The organism is Streptomyces sp. CB01249 (assembly GCF_001905735.1).
Lineage (GTDB): Bacteria > Actinomycetota > Actinomycetes > Streptomycetales > Streptomycetaceae > Streptomyces.
On the sequence record NZ_LISW01000006.1, the window covers coordinates 160,947 to 175,924 of the forward strand.

The following is a 14,978-nucleotide window of genomic DNA, read 5'->3' on the forward strand; positions in this document are numbered from 1 at the left end:
CGAAATCAAGCCCCTCCGGCGATTGAGGAGCGGGGGTCCGGGGGCAGCGCCCCCGGGACGGTGACCGGTCACGTCGTGCAGTCCAGTACCGCGCGACACAGCGCGCACCGCACCCGTACCCGCCCCCGCACCGGGACCCGGTTGCGCTGGTGGCAGACGGGGCACGGGAACGCCACCCGCAATCCGTCCGCCGCCGTCTCGAAGGCGTACGACCCGCCGGGCCCCTCGGACCCGGTCCGTCGGTCCAGTGCGTAGCGGCGCCGCCCCGCCCACCCCGCCGCCGTCAGCGGCGCCCGCGCCGCATCGCGCAGCGCTCGGGCCCGCCCCTCCGCGTACGCGGTGTACGCCTGCGGACTGGTGAACCAGGGCGAGGGGTCCTCGCCGAACACCAGCGCGCGCTCGGCCAGCACGTACCCGAACTCCTCCGGCGTCAGGTACCCCAGCTTCTGGCTGGACGTCGCGTCCTCGCGGAACGCGTCGAGGAGCAGCCACCCCGCCCCCAGGTAGGCCGCCGCCGTGTCGGTCAGGATCTCGTTGTCGCGGGTGCCGGGGAACTCCAGGCCCAGCCGGTGCAGCAGCACATGCGCGACCTCGTGCGACAGGGCCGCCCCGATGTCCCGGCGATGGGTGCGGAAGCGGTCGTTCAGCTCCACGAAGTACTCCGGCCCCGCCGCGAGTTCGACGCTGCCCGCGTGCTCCATCGACCGGAACGCCACGATCACCCGGGCATCCGGCAGCCGGTAGTGGTGCACCATCGCCCGCGCCACCCGCTGCGCGCCCAGGTGCAGATCGTCCGCGTCGGCGAACGCGGCGTCGACCGGGGCGAGGCTCGTCGCGAACCGCTGGACGCCGTCGGCCGACAGCCTGCGGTACAGCGCGGTGATCGCCGAGCGGACCGTCTCCAGATGCGGGAACCCGTGCTCGACCGGGCTGCGGCGGGGGCTGTCCGGCACGTTCGTACCCCCGCTCGTCCGCCAGGCCGACTCCTCACCAATGTAGACCGGGAAGAGCGCCCCGGGGTTGTCAGCCGCCGGTCCGGACCGGCAGCCCCGGGCCCAGCCGGACGAACGGCGCGCCCGCGCCCTCCGTCTCCAGCACCCACACCTCGTTGACCCCGTCCCGCAGCACCGGCCCCGGCACGTACAGCGTGTGCTGCGGGCCCTCCGACCAGTACCGGCCCAGGCAGAAGCCGTTCACCCAGACGAACCCCCGCGTCCAGCCCGGGAGTTCGAGCCCCGCGTGGTCCGCCCCGGCCGTCAGCTCGAACGTGCCCCGGTACAGCCCCGTCCCGCCCTCCCCGTCGACCGGTGCGAACGGCACCCCCGCGACCGCGCCCGGCTCCTCGAACGCGTCCAGGCGCAGCGCCCGCGCCCGCACCCCGTGCAGATACTGGCGCTCGTGCAGCACGCCCCCGGTGATGCCCTTCGGCTCGCCCAGGCGCGGCCCGTAGTTGACCCGGCCCAGCGACTCCACCCACAGCTCCACCTCGGCGGGCCCGGCCACCGGCTCCTCCAGGGTGGCGGCCCCCTCGCTCAGGACGCCCCGGCGCACCCCGTCCACGTACACCACCGCACGGTCCCGCAGCCCCGAGACGCCCAGCGGGTACGGGCGGCGCGGCCCCGGCACGGCGACCCGGTAGCGGACCAGGCCGCGGTCCACGCCCAGCTCCTCGAACGTCGGCGGCACCCCGGACTCCGCAGCCTCCTCGTCGCCCAGCGCCTCCAGCACCGTGCGCAGCGGCGCCCACTCGGTCAGCTCCGCCCGGACCGGGGCGGCGAGCCCGGCCGGCTCCGGCGGCAGCGGGGGCAGCGGCCCGTCCGCGTAGGCGGCGAGGACCTTCCGGAACAGCCGGAACTTCTCCGTGGCCCGGCCGTACTCGTCCACCGGCGCGTCGTAGTCGTACGACGTCACCGTCGGCAGCAGCTCCTGGTCCTGGAGCGGGCCGGAACGGTTCGCGCCCGCCCACCCGGCGAAGTTCGTGCCGCCGTGTGCCATGTAGACGTTCACCGACGCCCCGCACTCCAGGATCTCCGCCAGCGCACCGGCCGCCTGCGCCGGATCCCGGACCACCGGCGGCGCGCCCCAGTGCTCGAACCAGCCGCACCAGAACTCCATGCACATCAGCGGGCCCGACGCCTGGTGGCGGCGCAGCACCCGGAACGCCTCACGGGCGCCCGAACCGAAGTTGGCGGTGGCGAGCAGCCCGGGCACCGAGCCGCCGGTGAGCATGTGGTCCTCCGGCCCGTCCGAGGTGAACAGCGGCACGCTCACCCCGTACGCGCGCAGCAGCTCCGCCACCCGGCGCAGATACACGCCGTCCGTGCCGTAACTCCCGTACTCGTTCTCGGCCTGCACCATGATCACCGGGCCGCCGCGGTGGATCTCCCGCTCGGCGACCTGCGGCAGCAGCTCCGCGAACCAGGACCGGACCGCGTCGAGATACCCCTCGTCGCGGGTCCGCACCCGGCGCTCGAACCGCCCGGTCACCCACGCGGGCAGACCGCCGTTCTCCCACTCCGCGCAGATGTACGGGCCCGGGCGCACGATCGCCCACAGACCGGCCCGGTGCGCCGCGTCCAGGAAGCGGCCCAGCGCCCCGGTGTCCCGGAAGCGGCCGGGCACCGGCTCGTGGAGATTCCACGGGACGTACGTCTCCACGCAGTTCAGGCCCATCGCGCGCAGCATCGCGAGCCGGTGGTCCCACTGGCCCTCGTGCACCCGGAAGTAGTGCAGGGCCCCGGACAGCAGCCGTACGGGCTTCCCGTCGATCCGGAAGCCGTCGTCCTCGACGGTGAAGTCAGCCATGGTGCCCGTTCTCCTGATGCGCGGAATGTCTCGGTCCAGCCTCAGCCCTGGCGTGCGGCCGGTCCATGGACAAAGATCTTGGCTGTTTGGACGCGAGTTGCCCGGACCGGGCGAGAGGGAGCCCATGTACCACACCTGGATGCGCTTCTTCACGCCCAGCCCGCTCCACCACCGCCTGGGCCTGGTCTGTCTCGGCGTCGGCCTCCAGCACGGCACCCTGCCGACCGTCGGACCGCGCACCCTGGACCACCATGTGGCCGTCGTCGTGCACGCGGGCAGCGGCTGGTTCGCCGGGCCGGACGGGCGGCGGGTCCCGGTCACCGCGCCCAGCCTCATCTGGCTGACCCCGGGCACCCCGCACCACTACGGCGCCGACCCGGGGACCGGCTGGGACGAGAGCTTCGTGGACTTCACCGGGCCCGCCACCGCCACGTACACCGAGCTCGGCTACATCGAGCCCGACCGCCCCCTGGTCCCCCTCGCCGACACCGCCGCCCCGCGTGCCGCGATCGGCCGGATGGTCCGGGCGGCCCGGCGCGGCAACCCGCTCCTGGAGGTCGAGACGGGGGCCGCCGTGCACGAACTCCTCGTCGCCCTGCGCCGGGCCCGCGCCGACGTCGGCCCCGACGGCGACCCGGTGCTCCAGGCGCTCGCCCGGGACGCCTTCCAGCCGCTGTCCGTCGCCGAGCACGCCGCCCGGCACGGGATGACCTCCGCCGAGCTGCGGACGGCGGTGCGCCGGGGCGCGGGATGCAGCCCGAAGGACTACCTCCTCACCATCCGGCTCGGGCGCGCGAAGGAGCTCCTGGCCACGAGCGACCTGCCGGTCGCGGCCGTCGCCCGCCGCGTCGGCTACGACGATCCGGCCTACTTCTCCCGGCTCTTCGCGCGGCGCGTCGGCATCGCCCCGGTCCGCTTCCGCGAACAGCAGGGGCGTACGGTGCCGGGCGGCTGGAGCGACCGCGTCCCGGACCCCGAACACCCGCCGACGATCTCCTCGTAGCCCCGTAAGCTCGCTGCCCATGACCACGAACGACATCGACGCCTCCGTACGCGTCGAACTCGACCGGCTGCGCCAGAGCATCGACAACATCGACGCCGCCGTCGTCCACATGCTGGCCGAACGCTTCAAGTGCACCCAGCAGGTCGGCCACCTCAAGGCCGCCCACCAGCTCCCCCCGGCCGACCCGGCCCGCGAGGCCCGCCAGATCACCCGTCTCCGCGAGCTCGCGGAGAGCGCCCACCTCGACCCGGCCTTCGCCGAGAAGCTGCTCAACTTCATCGTCGCGGAGGTCATCCGCCACCACGAACGCATCGCGGAGGAGTCCGCGAACGGCACGGAGGCGACCGGGGGGCGTTAGGGGTTTTGCGCCCCGGCCCCGGCCGCCTCCGCGCCCGCGTTCCGCCTCCGTCAGGGGGAGATCTCCTCCAGGGGCCGGTTCGCCGTCTCCTCCGCCAGGGTGCCGGCGACCACCGCGCCGAGCACCGCCACCGCGGCGAGCATCACGAAGACCGCGACCACGCTGTCGTTCGCCGCGTAGACGACGCCGACCAGGATCGGGCCGAGGATCACGCCCAGGCGGTTGACCGCGCCGCCGACGCTGCATCCGAGCGCCCGCATCCGGGTCGGGTACAGCTCCGGGGTGTACAGGTACAGGCAGATGTTGGAGCCGAAGAAGCCGACCGCCGACAGCGAGGTCCAGATCAGCACCTGGACGGGGGAGCCGGCGCCGAGCGCGGCCAGGGTGAGCAGCAGGGCGGCCGAGGCGCCGAGGCAGATCGCGAAGACCTTGCGGCGGCCCAGGACGTCCACGGTGAGCGCGACGATCAGGCAGCCGAGCAGTCCGGCGACCGAGGTCACCGTGGAGTAGAGGAGGGCGTCGGAGAGGCCGAGGCCGTACTCGTCCTTGTAGATGCTCGGCAGCCAGGACGTCACGCCGTAGTTCACGAAGTAGCCGGTGAACCAGATCGCGCCGACGACCAGGGTGCGGCGCCGGTAGCGGCCGGTGAACAGGCCGCGCACGCCGGTCGCGGCCCGCTCCGCCGCGGTGGCCGCGGCGGATGCCTTCTCCGGAGCCCGCACAGCGCCCGGCGCCGGGAGCGGCCGGCCCGTCGCGGCCGCCACCTTCGCCTCGATCCCGGCCATCACCGCTTCCGCCTCCGCGAGGCGGCCCCGGTCCGCGAGCCAGCGCGGGGACTCCGGGACGCGGCGCTGCACGAGGAAGGCCAGCAGGCCGGGGACGGCGGCGACCACGAACATCGTGCGCCAGCCCGCGGCCGGGACGACCCAGGCCGCGACCAGCGCGCCGACGGTGAGCCCGGCCGGGAAGACCAGCTCGTACAGCAGGACGAAGCGGCCCCGCTTGAAGCTGCGGGTGATCTCGCTGATGAAGGCCGCCGCCACCGGCACCTCGCCGCCGATCGCCAGCCCCTGCACGAACCGGAGCGCCAGGAACGGGGTGAGCGAGGTGCAGGCGGTGAGGGCCAGGCTCACCAGGCCCGATACGGCGATGCAGTACGCGATGACCTTCACCCGGCCGTAGCGGTCGGCCAGCCGCCCCGAGAGCAGGGCGCCGACGAGCATCCCGACCGAGCCGACGGTCAGGACGGCCGTGGCGTCGCCGGTGCTGAGGTGCCACTCGTCCCGGAGTTCGGGCAGCGCGTAGGCGATCAGGAGCTGGTCGAACGCCTCGAAGAAGGTGACCACACCCACGATCAGGCGGACGGTGACGTGCCAGCGGGACGGCGGCAGCCGCTCGAACCGGGCCGCGATGGCGGTGCGGGTGGTACCGGCGGGCGAGGGGCCCGGCGCGGCGTCCTGTGAGATGTCGGTGCTCATCCAGGGTTCCTCCTGCTCCGCGGGGGGCCCGGAGCGGTTGGGGGAGCCAGGTGTACGTGTTCGCAGAGGATGCGGTGGGCCGAGCGTACGGGTGGGGGAGCGGCACGCGGTGCCCGTGAGGCGGTGACATCGCCCACGAACCTCTGTAAGCACCTAGCTTCTTAGGGCTTAAGTTCTACCGGTCCGGGGGCGGCGGCCGTCAAGGGCCGGGGAGCAAAAGACTTTTTGCCCGGGCTTTTTGTCCAGGGGGGCTTGCGGGCAATTACTTAAGTGCTTAGCTTTTTAGGCCTGAGGTACCGGCTCCGGCCGGACCGGGAACCGATCACGACCGCAGGAGGCCAACCGATGCTTGCCGACGAGGTGTTGGTCGCAGGACAGTGGCGCCAGGGCCGGGGCGCCCCCATCGAGACCGCCGACCCGGCCACCGGCCAGGTCATCGCCACCGTGCACGCCGCGTCCCTCGAAGACGTCGAGGAGGCCGCCGCCGCAGCCGCCCGGGCCGCCCGGGACCCCGCCTGGCGCGACCTGCCCGCCCACCTCCGCGCCCGGCTGCTGCACCGCGTCGCCGACCTGATCGAGCAGGGCGCCGACCGGCTCTCCGCCCTCCAGACCGCCGACACCGGCAAGTGCCGCACCGAGACCCGCGCCCTCGTCCTCAGCGCCGCCGGCACCTTCCGCTACACCGCCGCCGCCCTGGAGACCGCCGAGGACGCGCTCACCCCGGCCCGCGGCCCGTACGTCACGATGAGCGTCCACGAACCCCTCGGCGTCGTCGGCGCGATCACCCCCTGGAACTCGCCGATCGCCAGCGACGCCCAGAAGCTCGCCCCCGCCCTCGCCGCCGGAAACGCCGTCCTCCTCAAGCCCGCCGAGTGGACCCCGCTCGTCGCCCTCGCGCTCGGCCGCCTGGTCCACCAGGCGCTCACCGAGGCCGGGCTGCCGACCGCCCTGCTCTCCGTCCTGCCGGGCCGCGGCAGCGTCATCGGCGACGCGATCGTCCGTCACCCCGCCGTCGGCAAAGTCACCTTCACCGGCGGTACGGAGACCGGCCGCACCCTCGCCCACGCCGCCGCCGACAAGCTGATGCCGCTCTCCCTCGAACTCGGCGGCAAGTCACCGACGATCGTGCTGGAGGACGCCGACCTCGAACAGGCCCTCGCCGGCGTCATGTACGGGATCTTCTCCTCCAGCGGCCAGAGCTGCATCGCCGGTTCCCGCCTCTTCGTGCACCGCTCCCGCTACGAGGAGTTCCTCGGCGAACTCGTCGCCCGTACGGAGAAACTGCGCGTCGGCCCCGGCACCGACCCGGACACCCAGGTCGCCCCGCTGGTCCACCACCGCCACCGCGACAGCGTCGCCGCCTACGTCGACCTGGCCCGCGCGGAGGGCGCCACCGTCCGGTGCGGGGGAGCGGCCCCCGAGGGCGAGCGCTACCGGGACGGCGCCTACTACCTGCCCACCGTCCTGGACGGCCTGCCGAACACGGCCCGGGTCTGCCGGGAGGAGATCTTCGGACCGGTCCTGGTCGCCCTGCCCTTCGAGGACGAGGACGACCTCGTCGCCCAGGCCAACGACAGCGTCTACGGCCTTGCCTGCGGCATCTGGACCCGCGACCACGCCCGCGCCTGGCGCCTCGCCCGCCGCATCGACGCGGGCACCGTCTGGATCAACACGTACAAGCAGTTCAGCATCTCCACCCCGTTCGGCGGGCTGAAGGACAGCGGCATCGGCACCGAGAAGGGCCGCGACCTCATCCGCGGCTACCAACGGCAGAAGTCCCTCTACTGGGCCACCGACACCACCCCGCTGCCCTGGGCCGCCGCCCACTGACACCGCACGCGCCCCACCCAACCGAGCGGGAGGCACCATGCCCCACGACCACCCCCACGACCGGCCGATCGCCCGGCTCCGCGCCCTGCGCTCCGTCGAACTCCACACACCCGCCCTCACCGAGTCCGCCGACTTCTACGCCGAGGTCTGGGGCCTGGACCCCGTCGAACGCGACACCGACGCCACCTGGCTGCGCGGCACCGGCGAGGAACACCACGTCCTGCACCTCACCCGAGCCGAGCGCAACGGCCTCGGCCGCATCAGCTTCGCCGTCGCCACCCCCGCCGAGATCGACGAGGCCGCCCGCCGCCTCCTCGCCCGCGGCATCGTCCCCGTCGCCGGACCCGGCCCCCTCGACCAGGTCGGCGGCGGCTACGGACTCCGCTTCACCGACCCCGAGGGCCGGCTGATCGAACTCAGCGCCCAGACCCACGCGGTCACCCCGCGCGGCCGGGACGGCGCAGTCCCCGTCGGCGTCACCCACACCGTCCTCAACACCACGGACATCGACGCCGCCGTCGCCTTCTACACCTCCGTGCTCGGGCTGCGGGTCTCCGACTGGTCCGAGCACCAGATGGCCTTCCTGCGCTGCAACGCCGACCACCACTGCATCGCCTTCAACCAGGCCGAGTGGGCGTCCCTCAACCACGTCGCCTACGAGATGCCGTCCGTCGACCACTTCATGCGCGGCCTCGGCCGGCTCCGCCACCACGGCATCACCCCCCAGTGGGGCCCCGGCCGCCACGGACCCGGCAACAACACCTTCTCCTACTTCACCGACCCGGCCGGACTCGTCTGCGAATACACCTCCGAGGTCGCCCAGATCGTGGAGGACGCCTGGATCGCCAAGGTCTGGCGCCGCACCCCCGACCTCTCCGACCTCTGGGGCACCGCCGGACCCCCGTCCCCCGCAATCCGCCGCCACATGGCCGGCACCCCCGACCCCGGCCCGCTCGCCACCACACCGGAAGAGGTGACCGCGTGACCACCGTCCTCAACTCCCGCCCGGACACCCCCACCCGCCCCGGCCCCACCGTGCGCCGCGTCGGCCTCGTCGGCTGGGGCGCCATCGGACGCGTCGTCGGCACCGCCCTCGCCGAGGGCCGCATACCCGGCGCCGAACTCACCTGCGTCATCGACAACCGGCCCCTCGTGGACGCCCCCGCCCCCCAGCTGTCCTTCGAAGACGCCCTCGCCGTCTGCGACCTCGTGGTCGAAGCCGCCGGCCAGGCCGTCGTACGGGAATGGGCCGAGCGCGTCCTCACCAGCGGCGCCGACCTCCTCATCGCCTCCACCGGCGCCCTGGTCGACCCCGAGCTCACCGCCCGCCTGCGCGCCGCCGGACCCGGCCGCGTCTACTTCACTGGCGGCGCCGTCGGCGGCCTCGACCTCCTCCAGGCCGTCCGCGGACTCGGCCCCCTCACCTCCGTCACCCTCACCACCACCAAGCTTCCCGCCACCCTCCACCAGCCCTGGATGGACGACGCGCTCACCACCCGGCTGCGCACCACCACCGAACCCGTCGAGGTCATGCGCGGCACCGCCCGCGACGTCCCGGTGAAGTTCCCCAAGTCGACCAACGTCGCCGCCTCGGTCGCCCTCGCCACCGGCGACCCGGACCTCGTCGAGGTCGTCGTCGTCGCCGACCCGGCCGCCACCCTCACCCGGCACGTCATCGAGGCGGCGGGCCCGCACGGCAGCTACCGCTTCGAGGTCGCCCACCGTCCCGACGCCGCCAACCCCGCCACCAGCCAGGTCGTCCCGCACGCCGTGCTCCGCAGCCTCGGCGCCGTCGTCGGACGGGCGGGGCAGATCCTGTGACCGCCGCGACGCTCACCGCCGGGGCCGTCCACACCCGCGAGGCCGGCGACCCGGACGCCCCGCTCCTGCTCTGCCTGCACGGCATCGGCTCCTCCTCCGCCGCCTTCGCCCCCCAGCTCGACGGCCTCGCCGACCAGGTCCGCGTCGTCGCCTGGGACGCCCCCGGCTACGCGGACTCCGCCGACCCGGACCACGCCCCCGGCCTCGACGGCTACGCCGACACCGCCGCCGCCCTCATCCGCGAACGCGGCGGCCCCGCCCACGTCCTCGGCGTCTCCTGGGGCGGCGTCATCGCCCTGCGCCTCGCCACCCGCCACCCCGACCTCGTCGCCTCCCTGATCGTCGCCGACTCCAGCCGGGGGTCCGGCACCGACCCGGACAGGGCGAAGGCCATGCGCGGGCGCGCCGGACAATTCGCCGCCCAGGGGCCCGAGGCGTTCGCCGCCGCCCGGGGGCCCCGGCTCGTCTCGGACGGCGCACCCCCCGAACTCGTCGCCCGCGTCGTCGCCACCATGGCCGGCTCCGTCCGCAGCCCTGGCTACGGCTACGCCGCCGAGGCCATGGCGGACGCCGACCTCACCGACGACCTGCCCGCCATCACCGCCCCGGCCCTCGTGCTGTGCGGCGAACAGGACACGGTCACTGGCACCGACGAGTCCCAGGCCATCGCCGGGGGCCTGGCGAAATCCGTCTACGTCACCCTCTCCGGCGCCGGACACCTCGCCAACCAGGAACGCCCCGAGGCGTTCAACGCCTGGGTCCGCGCCCACCTCCACGTCGTCGCCCGCGTACCCGCGTAACGACGAACCCCCCACCCATCCCGACCGAACCCAGGAGCATCCCGTGCCCATCGACAAGGCCCCGTACGAGAACAACGGCGACCTCGCGAAGTTCACCGACTCCCTCATCGCCACCAAGGACTCCCGCGAACCCGACTGGAACACCCTCTCCTTCCAGGAGAAGGCCGGCGCCCAGTACCGCCGCGCCCAGATCCGGTACGTCGGCTCCGGCGCCACCGGCAACCACGAGGGCGACAACCGCATCCTGCCCTCGGGCGGCTTCACCCTCTCCAACATGCTGCTCCCGCCGGGCGCCGAGGGCCCCGAGCACACCCACCACGACGTGGAGGAGGCGTTCTTCGTCCTGGAGGGGCAGGTCAGGGTCGGCATCCACCGCGGCGCCGACGAGACCGAATACCGCACCCTCGGCTACCGGGACATGATCGTCGTCCCCGCCGGAGTCGCCCGCTCCCTGAAGAACGAGGGCGACACCGACGCCCTGTTCTGCGTCATCATCGGCACGCAGAAGCCGCAGGTGCCGACCTACCCCGAGCACTCGCCGATGCACGGCGTCACCCGCGACTGATGGCCGCCGACGACACCCCCCGCACGGTCGTCGTCACCGGCGCGGGCCGCGGCCTCGGACTGGCCGCGGCCCGCCGGATCGGCGGCGACGGACACCGCGTCGTCATCGCCGAACTGGACGAGGCCACCGGCCGGCAGGCGGCCGCGACCCTGCGCGCCGACGGCATCACCGCGGACTACCACCCGCTCGACGTCGCCGACCCGGACTCCGTCGCCGCCCTCGCCGACACCCTCGCCCGTGCCGGCAGCCGGCTGTACGGGCTGGTCAACAACGCCGGACTGGCCAACGCGGTGGGCGGCAAGCCGTTCCACGAGATCGACGTCGAGGCGTGGGACCGCATCATGACGGTCAACGCGCGCGGGCCGTGGCTCGTCGCCCGCGCCCTCCTCCCGCTCATGCGGGACCACGGCGCCGGACGCATCGTCAACCTCGCCTCGGACGCCGCGCTCTACGGCTCGCCCCGGCTCGCCCACTACATCGCGTCCAAGGGCGCCGTGATCTCCCTGACCCGGGCGATGGCCCGCGAGACCGGCGACCACGGCATCACCGTCAACGCGGTGGCGCCCGGCCTCACGGAGGGGGAGTCCGCTGTGGACATCCCCGCCGAACGCCACGAGCTGTACCGGCTGAACCGGGCGATCTCCCGCCCCCAGCAACCGTCCGACCTGGTCGGCCTCATCGCCTTCCTCATCGGCGAGGAATCCGGCTACATCACCGGCCAGACGTTCGCCGTGAACGGCGGCTTCACGATGCAGTGACGAATCAAAGCCCGTCCGCCATCTCCAAGCCTGTCCGGCGATTGAGGACACCACCCACCGCCCGCACTCACCCGCAAGGAGCCCGCACCCATGGACCTCCAGCTGAAAGGCCACCGCCTGCTCGTCACCGGCGGCAGCTCCGGCGTCGGACTCGCCACGGTCCGCGCGCTCCTCGCGGAGGGCGCCCGCGTCGCCACCTGCGGCCGCCGCCCCGACACGCTCGCCGCCGCCCTCGACGGCCTCGCCGGACCCGACACGCTGTACTACGCCCCCTGCGACGTCACCGACGAGGCCGCCGTACGCGCCTTCACCGACGCCGCCGCCGACCACCTCGGCGGACTCGACGGCCTCGTCAACAACGCCGGCGCCTCCCGGATGAAACCCTTCGCCGAGACCACCGCCGCCGACTGGCGCGAGGAGCTGGAGCTCAAGTTCTTCGGCGTCCTCAACCCGCTGAACGCCGCCCTGCCCCACCTCCGCGCCTCCGGCGCCGCCCGCGCCGCCTCCGTCGTCAACATCAACGCCGTCCTCGCCAAACAGCCCGAGACCCGGCTGATGACCACCAGCGCCGCCCGCGCCGGCATCCTCAACCTCTCCACCTCACTGTCCAAGGAACTGGCCCCCGACGGCATCCGCGTCAACTCCGTCTGCCTCGGCCTCATCGACACCGGGCAGTGGGAACGCCGGTACGCCGCCTCCGGTTCCCCGCTGGACTACCCCGCCTGGCAGGCGGAACTCGCCGCCGACCGCGGCATCGCCCTCGGCCGCCTCGGCAACGCCGACGAAGTCGCGTACGCCGTCACCGCCCTCCTCTCGCCCCGCGCCTCGTACATCACCGGCACCACCGTCGACGTCTGCGGCGGCGTCAACCGCGCCGTCGCGTAACCCCATCCGCCACCCCTCACCAGGAGCACCCGACATGACCCGACCCAACGGCGGCGACCTGCTCGTCGAGACGCTACGAGGACTGGGCGTCGACACGGTGTTCGGCATCGTCAGCGTGCACAACCTGCCGCTCGTCGAAGCCGTCGACCGCGACCTGCGCTTCGTCCCCGTCCGCCACGAGGCCGCCGCGGTCAACGCCGCCGACGGCTACGCCCGCGCCACCGGCCGGCTCGGCTGCGCCCTCACCAGCACCGGTACGGGGGCGGGCAACGCCGCCGGTTCCCTCATCGAGTCCCTCAGCTCCGGCACCCCCGTCCTCCACGTCACCGGACAGATCGACAGCGCGTACCTCGGCTCCGGGCGCGGCTTCATCCACGAGACCAAGGACCAGCTCGGCATGCTCCGCGCGGTCTCCGCGCACGCCGTCACCGTCACCGACGCCGAGAGCGCCGGGGACCTGCTGCGCGAGGCGGCCGCCCGCGCCCTGACCGCCCCGCACGGCCCGGTCAGCGTCGAGTGGCCCATCGACCTCCAGTTCGCCCCCCAGCGGCTCACCGGCACCCCCGTCCCCGCGCCCGCCGCCCCGGCCCTGCCCGACGCGGCGCTCCTGGACGAGGCGGCCGCCCTGCTGTCCGCCGCCCGCCGCCCCCTCCTCTGGGCCGGCGGCGGCGCCAACACCGCCCGCCCCGAGGTCGCGGCCCTCCTCGACGCCCTCGACGCCGGGCTCGTCACCTCCAACTCCGGGCGCGGCGCGGTCCCCGAGTCCGACGAGCGGGTCCTCGGCAACTACGCCACCGCCCCGGCCGGCCGCGCCCTGCTCGCCGAAGCCGACGTCCTGCTCACCATCGGCACCCACTTCCGCTCCAACGAGACCGCCGACTACGCCCTCGAACTCCCCGCCACCCACCTCCAGATCGACCTGGACCCGGCCGCCCCCGGCCGCGTCTACCCGGCGACCGTCGCCCTCCACGGCGACGCCTCCGCCGTCCTCGCCGCCCTCCTCGGCCGCGTCACCAGCGGCAGTACGGAGACGAGCTGGCCCGGCCGCGTACGCGAGGCCCGTACCGCCGCCCGCGCCGCGCAGCGCCACGCCATCGGCCCGCAGGCCGCGATCAACGACGCGATACGCGACGCCTGCCCGCCCGGGTCCGTCATCGCCCGGGACGTCACCATCCCGTCCTCCACCTGGGGAAACCGGCTCCTGGAGATCACCGACCCGGCCACCAACGTCTTCCCGCGCGGCGGCGGCATCGGCCAGGGGCTCGCCATGGGCATCGGCGCCGCACTCGGCCGCCCCGGCACCCCCACCGTCGTCATCGCCGGCGACGGCGGCCTCGCCGTCCACCTCGGCGAACTCCTCACCCTCGCCCAGGAGAAGCCCGACCTCACCCTCCTCGTCTTCAACGACGGCGGCTACGGCGTCCTGCGCAACATGCAGGACGACCACTTCCCCCGCCGCTCCGGCGTCGACCTCGCCACCCCCGACTTCGCCCTCCTCGCCGCCGCCACCGGCATCCCGTACGCGCGGATCGCCGCCGAGGCCGACGCCGGACCCGTCATCAAGGAAGCCACCACGACCCCGGGCCCCACCCTCGTGGAGATCGACCTCACCGCACTCGGCCCGATGAACACCCCCTTCACCCCGCCCGTCAAACTCCCCGCCGCCGCCACCGACACCCCCGCAGAAGGAGGCAACCCGTCATGACACCCGCCGAGGAGCCCCGGCTCGACCTGCTCGTCCACCGCATGACGTGGGAGGCCGACGGAGTCCTGAGCATCGAACTCACCCACCCCGACGGCAAACCCCTCCCCGCCTGGCGGCCCGGCGCCCACATCGACGTCCACACCGGCGGCCACGTCCGCCAGTACTCGCTGTGCTCCGACCCCGCCGACCCCACCCACTGGCGCATCGGCGTCCTGCGCGAACCCGCGTCCCGCGGCGGCTCCGCCCACATCCACAGCGAACTCCGCCCCGGCCGGACCGTCCACGTCCAGGGCCCCCGCAACCACTTCGCGCTCGACCCCGACGCCCCCGGCTACCTCTTCGTCGCCGGCGGCATCGGCATCACCCCGCTCCTGGCCATGGCCCGCGAGGCCGCTCGCACCCGCACCCCCTGGCGCCTCGTCCACGGCGGCCGCACCCGCGCCTCCATGGCCTTCACCGCCGAACTCACCGCGCTCGCCGGACAGCCCGGCGGCAGCGTCGAGTTCATCCCCCAGGACGAACAGGGCCACCCCGACCTGGACACCCTGCTCACCGGCCTCGCACCCGGCACCCAGGTCTACTGCTGCGGCCCCGAACCCCTGCTCGCCGCCGTCGAGGAACGCTGCCCCGACGCCCGTACCGAACGCTTCGCCGCACCCGCCGCCGCACCCCGCGACGGCGAGGACACCGGCTTCGACCTCGTCTGCTCCCGCACCGGCCGCACCGTCGAGGTCGCCCCCGGCACCTCCGCGCTCGACGCCCTGGAGAACGCCGGGATCCCCGTCGCCTCCTCCTGCCGCGACGGCATCTGCGGCACCTGCGAGACCAAGGTCCTCGAAGGCACCCCCGACCACCGCGACTTCCTCCTCAGCGAGGGCGAACGCGCGGCCGGCGCCTCGATGATGCTCTGCGTCTCCCGCTCCCGCACCCCCCGCCTCGTACTCGACCTCTGACCCGCCCGAAGGGAGCC

The 14,978-nt window shown here is 74.0% G+C and carries 14 protein-coding genes; 11 read left to right on the plus strand and 3 right to left on the minus strand.

Translation table 11 applies throughout. The features are described from left to right. Nucleotides 1-68 precede the first annotated feature (68 nt). On the minus strand, nt 69-953 hold the full coding sequence (locus AMK18_RS25585) for a hypothetical protein (protein ID WP_073864641.1): 885 nt from the start codon (nt 951-953) through the stop codon (nt 69-71). Nucleotides 954-1,023: 70 nt separating this feature from the next. After that, complete coding sequence (locus AMK18_RS25590) at nt 1,024-2,805, minus strand: glycoside hydrolase family 35 protein (protein ID WP_073864642.1); 1,782 nt, start codon at nt 2,803-2,805, stop codon at nt 1,024-1,026. A gap of 124 nt (nt 2,806-2,929) precedes the next feature. Here AMK18_RS25590 and AMK18_RS25595 point away from each other — a divergent pair, with 124 nt between their 5' ends. Continuing rightward, nucleotides 2,930-3,808 (plus strand): helix-turn-helix domain-containing protein, encoded by an 879-nt coding sequence (locus AMK18_RS25595; RefSeq protein ID WP_073864643.1) that lies wholly within the window; start codon nt 2,930-2,932, stop codon nt 3,806-3,808. Between the two features lie 19 nt (nt 3,809-3,827). Continuing rightward, nucleotides 3,828-4,166, plus strand: coding sequence for a chorismate mutase (locus tag AMK18_RS25600; RefSeq protein ID WP_018104524.1), 339 nt, complete (start codon nt 3,828-3,830; stop codon nt 4,164-4,166). Between the two features lie 50 nt (nt 4,167-4,216). Here AMK18_RS25600 and AMK18_RS25605 read toward each other — a convergent pair whose 3' ends face one another. Beyond that, nucleotides 4,217-5,644 carry an MFS transporter gene (locus tag AMK18_RS25605; protein ID WP_073864644.1) on the minus strand — a complete coding sequence of 476 codons (1,428 nt, stop codon included), beginning with the start codon at nt 5,642-5,644 and terminating at the stop codon, nt 4,217-4,219. 345 nt (nt 5,645-5,989) lie between these two features. Here AMK18_RS25605 and AMK18_RS25610 point away from each other — a divergent pair, with 345 nt between their 5' ends. From AMK18_RS25610 to AMK18_RS25650, 9 genes are all read left to right on the plus strand, one after another. Continuing rightward, a complete protein-coding gene (locus AMK18_RS25610) occupies nt 5,990-7,474 on the plus strand; it encodes an aldehyde dehydrogenase (protein WP_073864645.1) in 1,485 nt (494 codons plus the stop codon). A 37-nt stretch (nt 7,475-7,511) separates the two neighbouring features. Then, nucleotides 7,512-8,459, plus strand: a complete 948-nt coding sequence (locus AMK18_RS25615) for a VOC family protein (RefSeq protein ID WP_073864646.1) — start codon at nt 7,512-7,514, stop codon at nt 8,457-8,459. Further along, the gene (locus AMK18_RS25620) at nt 8,456-9,295 is read left to right on the plus strand and encodes an aspartate dehydrogenase domain-containing protein (RefSeq protein WP_073864647.1); all 840 of its coding nucleotides are present in this window, start codon (nt 8,456-8,458) and stop codon (nt 9,293-9,295) included. The genes AMK18_RS25615 and AMK18_RS25620 overlap by 4 nt, the downstream gene beginning before the upstream one ends. Continuing rightward, the gene (locus tag AMK18_RS25625; protein ID WP_073864648.1) at nt 9,292-10,095 is read left to right on the plus strand and encodes an alpha/beta fold hydrolase; all 804 of its coding nucleotides are present in this window, start codon (nt 9,292-9,294) and stop codon (nt 10,093-10,095) included. The genes AMK18_RS25620 and AMK18_RS25625 overlap by 4 nt, the downstream gene beginning before the upstream one ends. Before the next feature lie 43 nt (nt 10,096-10,138). After that, on the plus strand, nt 10,139-10,660 hold the full coding sequence (locus AMK18_RS25630; RefSeq protein ID WP_073864649.1) for a cupin domain-containing protein: 522 nt from the start codon (nt 10,139-10,141) through the stop codon (nt 10,658-10,660). Further along, nucleotides 10,660-11,418: an SDR family oxidoreductase gene (locus AMK18_RS25635; protein ID WP_073864650.1), complete on the plus strand. Its 759-nt coding sequence runs from the start codon at nt 10,660-10,662 to the stop codon at nt 11,416-11,418. Before AMK18_RS25630 ends, AMK18_RS25635 begins: the two co-directional genes overlap by 1 nt. Nucleotides 11,419-11,508: 90 nt before the next feature. Then, entirely contained in the window at nt 11,509-12,303 is a 795-nt protein-coding gene (locus AMK18_RS25640; RefSeq protein WP_073864651.1) for an SDR family oxidoreductase, read from the plus strand. 34 nt (nt 12,304-12,337) lie between these two features. Continuing rightward, on the plus strand, nt 12,338-14,008 hold the full coding sequence (locus tag AMK18_RS25645; RefSeq protein WP_073864652.1) for a thiamine pyrophosphate-binding protein: 1,671 nt from the start codon (nt 12,338-12,340) through the stop codon (nt 14,006-14,008). Next, a complete protein-coding gene (locus tag AMK18_RS25650) occupies nt 14,005-14,961 on the plus strand; it encodes a PDR/VanB family oxidoreductase (RefSeq protein WP_073864653.1) in 957 nt (318 codons plus the stop codon). The genes AMK18_RS25645 and AMK18_RS25650 overlap by 4 nt, the downstream gene beginning before the upstream one ends. Nucleotides 14,962-14,978 lie beyond the last annotated feature (17 nt).

Excerpts from the sequence above, each read along its gene's own strand:
- AMK18_RS25595 (WP_073864643.1), top strand. The coding sequence starts at position 2,930 with ATGTACCACACCTGGATGCGCTTCTTCACGCCCAGCCCGCTCCACCAC.
- AMK18_RS25600 (WP_018104524.1), top strand. The coding sequence starts at position 3,828 with ATGACCACGAACGACATCGACGCCTCCGTACGCGTCGAACTCGACCGG.
- AMK18_RS25650 (WP_073864653.1), top strand. The coding sequence starts at position 14,005 with ATGACACCCGCCGAGGAGCCCCGGCTCGACCTGCTCGTCCACCGCATG.
- AMK18_RS25590 (WP_073864642.1), bottom strand. The coding sequence starts at position 2,805 with ATGGCTGACTTCACCGTCGAGGACGACGGCTTCCGGATCGACGGGAAG.
- AMK18_RS25610 (WP_073864645.1), top strand. The coding sequence starts at position 5,990 with ATGCTTGCCGACGAGGTGTTGGTCGCAGGACAGTGGCGCCAGGGCCGG.
- AMK18_RS25635 (WP_073864650.1), top strand. The coding sequence starts at position 10,660 with ATGGCCGCCGACGACACCCCCCGCACGGTCGTCGTCACCGGCGCGGGC.
- AMK18_RS25605 (WP_073864644.1), bottom strand. The coding sequence starts at position 5,644 with ATGAGCACCGACATCTCACAGGACGCCGCGCCGGGCCCCTCGCCCGCC.
- AMK18_RS25645 (WP_073864652.1), top strand. The coding sequence starts at position 12,338 with ATGACCCGACCCAACGGCGGCGACCTGCTCGTCGAGACGCTACGAGGA.
- AMK18_RS25615 (WP_073864646.1), top strand. The coding sequence starts at position 7,512 with ATGCCCCACGACCACCCCCACGACCGGCCGATCGCCCGGCTCCGCGCC.
- AMK18_RS25640 (WP_073864651.1), top strand. The coding sequence starts at position 11,509 with ATGGACCTCCAGCTGAAAGGCCACCGCCTGCTCGTCACCGGCGGCAGC.